The sequence below is a fragment of the Neorhizobium descurainiae genome (assembly GCF_051400715.1).
GTDB lineage: Bacteria > Pseudomonadota > Alphaproteobacteria > Rhizobiales > Rhizobiaceae > Neorhizobium.
Genome location: NZ_JBLFFK010000064.1, coordinates 1 through 2,160 on the forward strand (window position 1 = coordinate 1; position 2,160 = coordinate 2,160).

General features: G+C 55.5%; 2 protein-coding genes. One reads left to right on the plus strand and one right to left on the minus strand.

Going from position 1 to position 2,160, the window contains the following annotated elements:
* Positions 1 to 167: 167 nt before the first annotated feature.
* Positions 168 to 1,601: an IS1182 family transposase gene (locus ACMGE0_RS33380; protein ID WP_436820140.1), complete on the minus strand. Its 1,434-nt coding sequence runs from the start codon at positions 1,599 to 1,601 to the stop codon at positions 168 to 170.
* A gap of 102 nt (positions 1,602 to 1,703) precedes the next feature.
* Between ACMGE0_RS33380 and ACMGE0_RS33385 the strand changes: the two genes are divergently transcribed.
* Positions 1,704 to 2,123 carry a GNAT family N-acetyltransferase gene (locus ACMGE0_RS33385; RefSeq protein ID WP_436820141.1) on the plus strand — a complete coding sequence of 140 codons (420 nt, stop codon included), beginning with the start codon at positions 1,704 to 1,706 and terminating at the stop codon, positions 2,121 to 2,123.
* The last annotated feature ends 37 nt before the right edge of the window (positions 2,124 to 2,160 follow it).

Below are 2,160 nucleotides of genomic sequence, written 5' to 3' on the forward strand. Positions count from 1 at the left end.
GCAGACCGTGTCAAAAGTCCGCCGATCGTGATTGTAGCAAGCTGATTGTGTCGGTGGCGGGAATTTTGGAGTTTCCGCGCTCATCTACTGTATATACGCCAGCACTGACGTTCTTTTGCACTTCTTGGGAGACAATGTTGCATGTCGGTCTGTCGAAGGTCCTCCTCTCACAGCCTGACGGCTGCGATCAGGCCTGGAACGCCGATGAGGGTGATGGCTCTTCGAATGTTATAGGCGAGCGCCGTCAAACTGAACTCCCCGCGGACATTTTGCAGCCTCCGCATCAAGAAGGCGCCCTGATACATCCATTGCTTGATCGTGCCGAACGGATGCTCGACACTTTCGCGACGCTGGTCGAGCACTTCGGGTCTGGCTGCAAGGCGCGCTGCCATCCGGTCAAGAACCGCCTCGTTTTCGACCCGGCCGACCCTTCGGTATCCATGGGTGCAATGCGCCTTCAGAGCGCAGGACCGACAGGCTTCCCGGTTGCAGTATTCGACAAGCTTCAGGTCGCGCGTCTTCTTCTCATATCGCGGTGAGAGGTGCTGTCCCGCCGGGCAGACGTAGACATCCTTCTCTGCATCATAGCGGAACTCGTCCTTGGAAAAGAATCCCTCGCGGACGGCGGCTCCTTGCAATGGCTTGGGGACATAGGCGGTGATGCCCGCCTTCTCGCATGCCTCGATATCCTCGACTTTGAAGTAGCCGCGATCGGCAACCACCTCGATCTGCTCAACGCCGAGATTGTCCATCGCCGCCTGCGTCGTCTGCGTCAGCAGCCCCATATCGACGACCTGGCTGCTAACCTCCTGCTCAGCGATCAGCTTGTGTTTCACATCGACGGCAAGCTGGATGTTGTAACCGACGCTAACCTTGGTCATGCGCGCCATGGCGCGGCTATCGGGATCCGTCAGCGATATCTGGTCTTCGCCTGTCCGGTCCAACTCATCGAGCAGCGCCTTGTGCCAGTCCCGCTTTCCCTTGATCGCGGCGATCTTCTCGGCGAGATTTTTGGCTCGTGGCCCACTGCCGCCGATATTCTCTTCCTGTGCATCGCCGTCGTCGAGCCGCTTCATGTACTCGGTCAGCCGTTCGTCCGCCTCGCGAATGAACTTTGTCAGCGCCGCCCGCGTAAAGTTGCGATCCTTGTTGTTGACCGCCTTGATGCGCGTGCCATCGACCGCCAGCAGTTCCCGGCCGAACAGGTCGAGTTGGCGGCACAGGATGACGAACTCCCGGAACACCTGCCGGAACGCAGCATGGTTGATCCGACGAAAGTTGGCGATGGTTTTGTGATCCGGCTTCAGGTGCCGCAACAGCCAGATCATTTCGATATTGCGGTGCGTCTCGGCTTCCAGCCGACGGCTCGACCGCACTCGGTTCAAGTAGCCGTACAGGTAGAGCTTCAGAAGATCTGCCGGATCGTAACCCGGACGACCCGTCAACTTGGGCTCCACGCGTATAAATCCGGAGGCCTGCAAATCCAGTCCATCGATGAAAGCTTCGATGAACCGAACCGGGTTGTCCGGACCTACGTAATCATCAACCACTTCAGGCAGAAGCAGCATTTGAGAGCGGTCTGTTCCTGATAAATGTGCCATGGCAAAACATACTATGGGTGCTTAAAGCTGTGAATCCTCGGAAAAGCTTTCCGAGGTGCGGGTTTTTGAAAATGCCTCAACGCGATTGGATATGGATTCGCTATGGAAATAAGAAGAGCCACAGTTGCTGACTACGACAGGCTGGTCGCCTTTGATACGCTTGCATCGAGCGCATCTGAGCGCCGTGATCATATAAGGAGTTGGATAGGGACCGAATGTTGCTATGTGGCTGAGATCGGAGACTTAGTCGGCGCCTATGGCGTCCTTAACTACCATTTTTTCGGAAACGGGTTCATTGAGATGGTCATGGTAGGAGAGGACTTCCGGCGGCAAGGGCTCGGAATTGGCCTCGTCCGACATTTCAAGGAGATATGTGAAACGCCAAAGCTTTTCGCATCAACGAACCTATCCAATCAGCAAATGCAAAAACTTCTGAACTCCGCCGGATTTCGCACTAGCGGCTTCATCGACAATCTGGATGAAAACGATCCTGAAATCGTGTTCTGTTTTCATGCTCCTTAAATCAGTGGCTATCTATGGGTTTTGACACGGTCTGCCT